The organism is Kitasatospora sp. NPDC023385, assembly GCF_055664045.1.
Genome location: NZ_JBVOOL010000039.1, coordinates 40,565 through 47,666, shown reverse-complemented (window position 1 = coordinate 47,666; position 7,102 = coordinate 40,565). Strand labels below are relative to the sequence as shown.

At 72.4% G+C, this 7,102-nt stretch carries 5 protein-coding genes; all 5 read right to left on the bottom strand.

The genetic code is table 11. The features are described 5' to 3' along the window. Positions 1–217: 217 nt before the first annotated feature. The 5 genes from AC0B61_RS34080 to AC0B61_RS34060 all read right to left on the bottom strand — a co-directional run bounded on the left by AC0B61_RS34080 (position 218) and on the right by AC0B61_RS34060 (position 6,890). Entirely contained in the window at positions 218–799 is a 582-nt protein-coding gene (locus AC0B61_RS34080; protein ID WP_471745916.1) for a hypothetical protein, read from the bottom strand. Positions 800–2,000: 1,201 nt separating this feature from the next. Beyond that, positions 2,001–3,305 carry a hypothetical protein gene (locus tag AC0B61_RS34075; RefSeq protein ID WP_471745914.1) on the bottom strand — a complete coding sequence of 435 codons (1,305 nt, stop codon included), beginning with the start codon at positions 3,303–3,305 and terminating at the stop codon, positions 2,001–2,003. 204 nt (positions 3,306–3,509) lie between these two features. Next, positions 3,510–4,061 (bottom strand): hypothetical protein, encoded by a 552-nt coding sequence (locus AC0B61_RS34070; protein ID WP_471745912.1) that lies wholly within the window; start codon positions 4,059–4,061, stop codon positions 3,510–3,512. Positions 4,062–4,326: 265 nt separating this feature from the next. Further along, positions 4,327–4,815, bottom strand: a complete 489-nt coding sequence (locus tag AC0B61_RS34065) for a hypothetical protein (protein WP_471745910.1) — start codon at positions 4,813–4,815, stop codon at positions 4,327–4,329. A gap of 26 nt (positions 4,816–4,841) precedes the next feature. After that, on the bottom strand, positions 4,842–6,890 hold the full coding sequence (locus AC0B61_RS34060) for a hypothetical protein (RefSeq protein ID WP_471745908.1): 2,049 nt from the start codon (positions 6,888–6,890) through the stop codon (positions 4,842–4,844). Positions 6,891–7,102: the final 212 nt, after the last annotated feature.

Sequence of the window (7,102 nt, the reverse complement as noted above, 5' to 3'; positions counted from 1 at the left end):
GCCGCGGGCGACGCAATGGTCAAGTTCGAGTCGGCGTGACCTGCTGGGTACGTTCACTCGTACATGGCTGAGCACCTTCACCTGTACGCCGACAGGGGGATCCCAGGGCTCGGGAGCACACGACTTCGGCCGACCGTACGGACGCGATCCCTGCTGGTATCGACTTGTCGAAGCAGGCGCCGACCGATGCGGACCGCGCTGTGACCGTCTCGGGCGGTCAGGGGATGAAGTGCGCTCCCAGCAAGCCACGGCCGGCTTCTGCCGCGGCGCGCCACACCGGGGGGACGCCTTCCAGGAGGGCGTTGATATCGGTCTGGTCGCCTTCGTCGCGGAGGGCGGCCGCCAGGAGCTCTCGGGCCGGCGGGCGGCTGGCGGCAGTCCAGTTGAAGACCCGCTCGACTGCGGGAAGCGTGATGCGGACCTGCTCCGGGGTGAGGATCAGGTCACCGAACCAGCCGGGGAGGTCGGCGAAGCGCTCGGGTCCGAGGGCGAAGGCCAGCGCGGCGGCGGGGTAGCTGTTGCGGGTGGCGACGGCGAGGTGGGGCAGTGCATCGTCACGGCCACGTTCCCATGCCTCGTAGACCCGACAGATCTGCTCGTCGAGCGCGGACGGTGCGGCGGCTTCGACGAAGTCGTGGCGGGTCCTCTCGGTGCTGCCCTCCGTCCGCCACCACCGCAGGAAGGCGGTGGAACTGGGGAGCGCGGCTTCGGCCTCGATTGCGGGTGCCAGGGCCGGGGCGTACTCGGTGATGGCGTCAGCGCGCATGGGCACCAGGCACCACATCCCGAGGAAGCTCATGGGCTCTCCTTTCGTCTCGGCAGGGATGCTGCCACGTCGGTCCGACAGTTCGGCTGGTTGACGGTGTCGGGACCTACCTCACGCCGTGCGGCAGGGGTTGCGTCGGCGAACGGGCCGGGCCGTCGTGCCGGCTTCGCTGGCCCCCCAGAGATCAGCGACCGGAGCGACTCTTCTCCGGGGTTGGTGATTCGCGGTCCGGACGGCCGTGTCGCAGTCGCTCGTCGGACCCGCGTTCGCAGTTCTGTCCTGTTGCAGCGGCTGCTCTTGGGTGTCACCGGATCGCACCTGGGCGACCGCGTCGCGTCCGGTCCGGGTATCGCAGTCGCAGCCGTTGTCGCACCCGGCGAGAGCCGCCCTATCGGACGAACCACTTCGGCGGCCGCCGCTGGGGCAACCGTCGTATCGGTTCGTCACGAACCGGCGCTGCGGCTGCTCCGGGGGCGTCACCGGATCGCACCTGGGCGACACCTCGCCGGTCCCGGTGTCGCAGTCGCAGGTCCGCAACAGCGGACGGATCACATCGGCGGGCGCTGTCGGGGCAGTATCAGTCCCGCTGCGGCGTCACGCCGTGCCGGATGAGCCTCTCGCGGGCCGGGACGCCTGCACTCCGCTCCGCGCGCTGGGACGAACCGCCCCGGACTGCGGGCACTGGCCAGCGCGGTGCCTCGCCGCGTCCGCTTTGTCGCTGCGACGCCATGCTCGGGGTATCGAGGCAGACGCGGTCGCAGTGCCGGCAGCGTGGCCCCTGCGACGTGGAGACCGGGGCGTCGGTGGTGCTGCGACGGTTCGCAGAGGTGCGCCGCGAAGTGTCGCAGTGGTGCGAGGACGGTTTCGCACCCGCTCGACCTGCTGCGCCGCGCGGTGCGACGGCCAATGGCTGGTGCCGTTCTGCTTGCAGGCCCGGGCTGGGCTTGGCAGGGCCGCTGCGGGCGGAGCGCAGAGGTCGCAGGAGGTGCCGGCGTCGGCGGATCGCGTCTCAGTCGGCTCGGGAAGCACTCCGGGAACCCAGGCAGCAGTTGCCTCCTCCGGGACGCCGGCCGGGACGGCCTCGTCCGGCGCAGCGGGCGGGTCGGGCTGGTGGTTGGAGCGCGGGCTGCGTGGCGGGCGGGCGCGCCCGTTTCTGTGCGCCAGGGGCAGGTGCCGCGCTCCGGCGAGGAGCAGCGTTGGCACCCTCTTGGAAGGGGCGGGCCCTGCCGGGCGGTCAGGCCCGGTCGGACGTCCCTGACGCCCGTCGGCGGGCGGGCCAGGGGAGCAGGTCGCGCAGCTTCGCCAGCAGGGTGTCGGTGCGCTCGGGTTCCGCCGCGACGTTCGGCTGCTTCGTTGTCCATGTGGTGGGTGGGAGGAGCCAGTCCTCCCAGGCCTGCGGTCCGGCCAGGGCTTCGGTGGGGATGCCGAGGCGGGCGAGGGCGCCAGGGTAGGCGCGGTCATAGGCGATGTTGTAGGCGGTGGCGAGCGCGGGCCTGGTAAGCATCCACGGTGCGGGGCAGTGGTCGATGCGCAGGGTGGCGATCGTGGTCTGCCGGTGGATCGTGCCGTGGAGCAGGTCCCGGTAGATGAGTCCCTGCCAGTGCGCGGCTGATTCGATGGGCCCGGTGATCTGGCGGGGCGGGATCAGGGCGGTCTGCCTGGCGAACAGCCAGGGCAGGCCGAGGATCCGGAAGAGGTGGGTGCGGTGTGCTCCTCCGCTGCCCAGGGTGTAGAGGGGCCCTTCGGGGCCGTTGATCGTCTCCAGTTCGACTGGGCCTTCGTTGTCGAGGAGGTGGTGGCGCAGGAAAGCCTGCAGGTTGTCGTGCGGCTCGGCGATGAGTTCCGCGGCCGCGCGGGGGATCCAGGAGGAGCCGCGGCCGTAGCCCGAGCGTGAGATCTTGCCCCAGATCCGGTCGCCGGCGTTGACGATCGCTTCGGTTCGAACCCAGCCGCAGCTGGCGGACAGGCACCAGGTCTTCTCGGCGTCGTCCAGAGAGAGTTCGGGGACCTGGCGCGCGGTCTGCCGGAGCTGTTGGGTGGCCTCTTCGACCTGGTCAGCGACGCTCTTGCTGTTCCAGTGGCTGCGCAGTGCGGCGATCGCCTCAGTGAGGTCGATGAGCCGCGCGGGGGCCTCGAAGGCGTCGTCGAGCTCCGCGGTGTCCGGAAAGGGGAAGCGCGGCTTCGTCACGGCGGCTGTCCGATCGGTGGCGCCGTGCAGGTCGACGAGCGGCTGCTGCACGGTGCCGGGCTCCCATGGGGCGACGAGTTCAGTCACCGCCTGGGGAGTGGCGGCCCAGCCCACGGCGACGGTTCCGTCTTCGGCGGTGGCGCGCACCGTGCCGTCGTCCTGGCGGTGCGCGATCCAGGTCCGGCCTGGAGACGGGCGGGCTGCGGCGCGGCGGGCCATGTCGTCGGCGAGGACGAGGGCTTGTTCCTCCGGGGTGCGGTCTGGGGGCGTGGCCCCCAGGGCTTCCGTGAACGCGATCATGATGCGTTCGGGGTCCCAGCCGTCGTTGTCCTCTTGGACGGGAGTGCTCATGGGCAGGCCCTTCTGCGTGGAGAGGTCAGTTCCGGTTCGGGCTGGCCGGCTGCGCCGTAGGCGTGCTGCGGGTGCGGTCCTGGCGTCTGGACCGGCAGCGCCCTCGGGCGCGTGGGTCTGCTCCTCGGAGCAACTGGCCCACGACGGACGGGGAACGTGGGGGACCGCCGGTGCGAGCGGTTGGCCGGCGCGGGTGCTTGGTGGTCAGGTCCGGATGGTGATGTGGACGCTGTGCTCCGGGGGGTCCTCGGGGTGGCAGAGGGTCCAGGCGGTTCCGCCGGGAGCAGCGACGAGGTAGGGCTGGCGCAGGTCGCCGCAAATCCAGAGGGTGCCGACGCCGTCGGTCAGGGCGTTCCAGAGCGCGGTGGGGAGGTCGGCCTTTCCCGATCGGACGACGGCTCCGTTCCGTGCGAGAAGATCCACCCGGCACGCCGTGGCGCCGGCCCTGGTGCGGGCCCGGAGTTTGTGAACGCGGCACGGCCAGACCTGCCAGGGGCGGGTGGCGAGGAGTCGCCGCTCGTCCTTGAGGCGGGTGTGCTGCTGCCAGATCCCGCCGACGATGACCACCAGGAAGCCGCCGGTGAAGAGGGCGATCGCGGCGAGCGGGTCGACCCACTGGCCGATGAGGACAAGCAGGCCGGTCACCCCGGCCAGCGCCGCGGCGGCATGGAGCTGACGCCGGTCAGGGGCTCTCTCGGCTCGCATCCGGAAGGCCTTCGCCGTGGCGGGGGTCTCCAGGGCGGTCCCGTCCAGCACCCTGTATCCCAGCCGCTCAGCTTCCACTGGTGATCCTCTCCGTGGGCCGGTTCGGCGCGGTGTGCCCGCTGCGGGAAAGTCTTCCAGCCCCTGTGCTCGGACGGGGTCGGTTCTTGGAGGTCGGCGAATCCGGCAGCAGGCCGGGCTTCTGCGCACCGTGCGGGTGAGTTCGTGACGGCTGGCTCCGCAGCGGGTGGTCTGCGCGCGCCAGGATCGCCGGGCGCGGGGCGGTCGGTGAGGCGAGCGTGGTCGGCACGGTGCTGTTTCAGCTTGTGCCTGCCGCGTTGGTACCCGCTTCCAGGCCGAGGCCGAAGAAGGCGCGGGCGAGCCGGCTGATCTCCTGGCCGACGTGGAGGCTGTGCCGGCTGGCCGGGTACCAGGTGCCGCAGCCGCACTGTTCCTCGTGCGCGCCCTCGGTGGCCTGCCGGATGTGGCCGACGGGGAAGTGGGAGGAGGCCAGGCTCGCGGCGCGCTGGTCGAGGTCTGCGGAGACGGTCGGCGTCGGGGCGTGCACCGTCTCGACGTAGTGCAGGGTGATCCACTCGCCGCTGTCGGGCGCGCCGGGGTCGTCGTCGGGGATCCACTCCTGGGTGTGCCGGGTGGTGGGCGCGGTGCGGTAGCGGATCGACACCCCGGTGTCCGGGTTCACGGCCTGGTGCCACCGGCCGCCGTGGCCGGTCGGCAGCGCGCACGTGGCGTTCAAGTCGTAGTGGGAGTGGCCGCACTCTGCGGCATCCCGTTCAGCGTCCGGCACGGTTTCTCCTCAGGGGTGGTGTCGGGTCAGCGGCCGGAGCGCAGGCGCTCGCGGGCCTGGTTCGCGCCTTCGGCGTTCGAATCCCTCTCCGGCGCAGGCGCGGACCGCTGGGCGATCCGCTCGCGCATTCGGACGACGGTGGCCAGACGCTGGTCGAGCACGTAGCGCGCGGTCCGGGACGCCGCAGCAGCAGCCTCCTGCTCGGCAGCTTCGCGGGCGGCCCATAGGGACTCGTACCGGTGCCGCGACCGCAGCACGGCCTCGCGGATCCGGTCGGCTTCTTCGACCGCGACCGGGGACGCGGCGAGCCGCCGGAGGGCGCGGGCCCGGTACTCGCCCAGGGCGTGCTGCACAGCCACGAGCTCGCTGGCCCCGGCGATCTGCTCGTCAGTGGCCCCATGGCGGGCTGCCCGCCGTGCCTCGCGCAGCGTGCTGCGGGTCTCCTCCCAGACCTCGCGGACGCTCTCGTACCGGCGCAGGTCAGCCCGCGCGGCCAGCTCCACGTTGATGCACTCGCTGATCGCTGCTGCCATGTCCCGGCCCCGCCGGCAGCCGTCGCACAGCCCGGCCGCCTCAGCGGTTCCGCAGTCGGCACACGGCAGCGCCTGCCGGGCTGCCTCGGCGGCCGCTGCCTCCGCCAGCCGCCTGGGCCGGTTAGCCTCCGCCCGGGCACGGGCCTGTTCCTCCTGCTCCAGGGCCACGGCCCGACGGGCCTGCTCCAGCACGGTGTGCTCGCGCAGCCGCTGCTCCAGCACCGTGCGGCGCTGCGCTACCGCCGCCGCGGGCATCTCCTCGGCGAGCTGGACCGCCAGGCGTTGGCGCAGTGCGCGGGCGTCGACCGTACGGACCTCGCAGGCCTGGCAGCCGGCGCCCGTGTCCAGGCGCACTCCGCCGTCGCACCAGGGCTGCCCGCAGCGCTGTCCACGCCGGGGCAGGCCACGGCGCAGCAGCCAGCCGACCGGGTCAGTGACCCGTGCGGGGCCACCCTGCTCAGCGAGACGCCACTCGAGGCGCTCGGCCAGGACGTTTGGTGCCCCAGCCTGGCCGGTCCACGCTGCGATCCGGTCGAGTTCGTCCCGCACCGCTGCGGCGACGAGGCCTCGGCCGTAGTCGTGGGTGATGCGACGCCACAGGTGGATCGCCGGGGCGAGCGCTAGCTCCAGGCCCTCCGGCAGCCCCTGGAACGCGTTGGGCGCGCCATTGGTAGCCCGCTTGCCGGGGCTCGGGATGGTGTTGGGGCGGGAGGTTCGCTGTTCCCCGCGCAGCGGGCGGCGGGATCCCGACGGACGTGCAGCAGGGCGCCGACGGAGGCCTCGCGCGCGCGTGCCGCGCGTCACCGACGTAGCCGCTACGCGGGAACAGCCACTATCTACGGTCAGCGGCATGTTCAGAGGATCTTGATCAAGGGAGCCTGTTTTTGTGCCGGAAAAGGGGGTGGGCGCAGTGATCGAATCGGGGGAGGGCGCTGTCACCGAAACGGGAGGGGTCAAGGCCGGCTCCGAGAGCAGATCGAGCTGCCCAGGGCACAGCCACTCGGCCAGGTCGTCCTCGGCACCGTCGGCAGCCGGCGGGCGCCGGACCTGTCGGGGAAGGGGGAAGTCGAGCGGCAGTTGGGTCGCGACGCCGGCCACCGGAGCCGGGTGCACCACGTAGATGTAGGCACCGCGGTCCTCACCGACCCGGGACACCCAGCCCTCGGCCAGCAGGTCCCCCACCGCCGCGCGGGCGGTGTCCTCCTTCATCGAGCAGCCCCGAGCGATCCGGGCCACCGACGTTGCTTCGCCAAGGTGCTGACGCACCGACAGGAGGGAGTACGCCTTGAACCTGCTGCCGGCGAGGCGATCCCGTGCCTGCGAGGACACGCACACTGCCAACGCGTCGTCAGCAATTGGCCTCACCGTGCGGCTCATCGTGCCCGTGCGCGGGTTGAACTCCGAGCTCACGATGCCGGCCGCCTCCGCACGGGCCACCAGCCGGTTGACCGAGCCCCTGGACAAGCCCAGCTGGTCGGCGATCGTCTGGTCCGCCGCGAAGCACACCCCGGACAGGTAGCCGTAGTCGGCGATCACGGTCACGACCCGCAGCAGCTCCGCGGTCAGAGTCCGAATCGCCAGCGCCGCAGCCGGGAACCTGGTGACGAGCGGCCGGCCACTCGGGCCGACGGGCACCCCTTCGGGCCCGGAGGCATGCCGCTGCCCCGGGAGCGCCACGGCAGCGACGGGCGCCGGCACAGTCAGCGTCGTCACTGGACCCGCCCTGAGGCGCTGATCCCGTGACCAACCGGGGT